At 70.8% G+C, this 1,248-nt stretch carries 1 protein-coding gene; it reads left to right on the forward strand.

Annotation, left to right across the window (positions count from 1 at the left end; translation table 11 throughout):
- Positions 1-1,248, forward strand: a 1,248-nt coding sequence (locus tag ACIPSA_RS51415; RefSeq protein ID WP_402649263.1) for a SpoIIE family protein phosphatase, incomplete at both ends; no start/stop codon positions are given.

A 1,248-nucleotide genomic window follows, 5' to 3' on the forward strand; every position in this document is an offset into this window, starting at 1 on the left:
CTACGGCATTCACTCGCTCATCGCCGCTCCGATCCGGGCCCGGGGTGTGGTGCTGGGCATGGCGAACTTCTGGCGCGCCAAACGGCTGGAGCCGTTCGACGAGGAAGAACTGTCACTGGCCGAGGAACTCGTGGCGCGTGCCGCGGTCAGTATCGACAACGCCCGCCGCTACACCCGCGAGCACGCCCTGGCCGTCACCCTGCAGCGCAGCCTGCTGCCCCGCGCCCTGCCCGAACAAAGCGCCCTCAAGGTCGCCTACCGCTACCTGCCCGCCCACTCCGGAGTCAGCGGCGACTGGTTCGACGTCATCCCCCTGCCCGGCAGCCGGGTCGCCCTCGCCGTCGGCGACGTCGTCGGCCACGGCCTGCACGCCGCCGCCACCATGGGCCGCCTGCGCACCGCCGTCCACAACTTCTCCACCCTCGACCTGCCCCCCGACGAGATCCTCAGCCACCTCGACGACCTCGTCGGCCGCATCGACCAGGACGAAGCCAACGCCGAGACCACCGCCGAAATCGTCGGCGCCACCTGCCTCTACGCCATCTACGACCCCGTCACCCGCCGCTGCACCATGGCCCGCGCCGGACACCTCGCCCCCGCCCTCGTCCACCCCGACGGCACCGCCACCTACCCCGACCTCCCCGCCGGCCCACCCCTCGGCCTGGGCGGCATGCCCTTCCAGACCGCCGAACTCGACCTCCCCGAACACACCCAGCTCGTCCTCTACACCGACGGCCTCATCGAAGACCGCACCCGCGACCTCGACGAAGGCATGGAACTCCTGCGCCACGCCCTGGCCGGCCACCCCCACCGCCCACCCGAAGACAGCTGCCAGGCCGTCCTCACCCAACTCCTGCCCACCCGCCCCAAAGACGACGTCGCCCTCCTCATCGCCAGCACCCGCGCCCTGCCCCCCGACCACATCGCCGACTGGGACGTACCCCACGACCCCGCCGCCGTCTCCGGCATGCGCACCGCCGTCTCCGACACCCTCGAACAATGGAACCTCAGCGAACTCGGCTTCGGCATGGAACTCATCCTCAGCGAACTCATCACCAACGCCATCCGCTACGGCACCCCACCCATCCACGTACGCCTCATCCGCGACCGCACCCTCACCTGCGAAGTCTCCGACGCCAGCAGCACCTCACCCCACCTGCGCTACGCCGCCACCACCGACGAAGGCGGCCGCGGCCTCTTCCTCGTCTCCCAGATGGCCGAACGCTGGGGCACCCGCTACACCCCCCA

The organism is Streptomyces sp. NPDC086549, assembly GCF_044746205.1.
Taxonomy (GTDB): Bacteria; Actinomycetota; Actinomycetes; order Streptomycetales; family Streptomycetaceae; genus Streptomyces.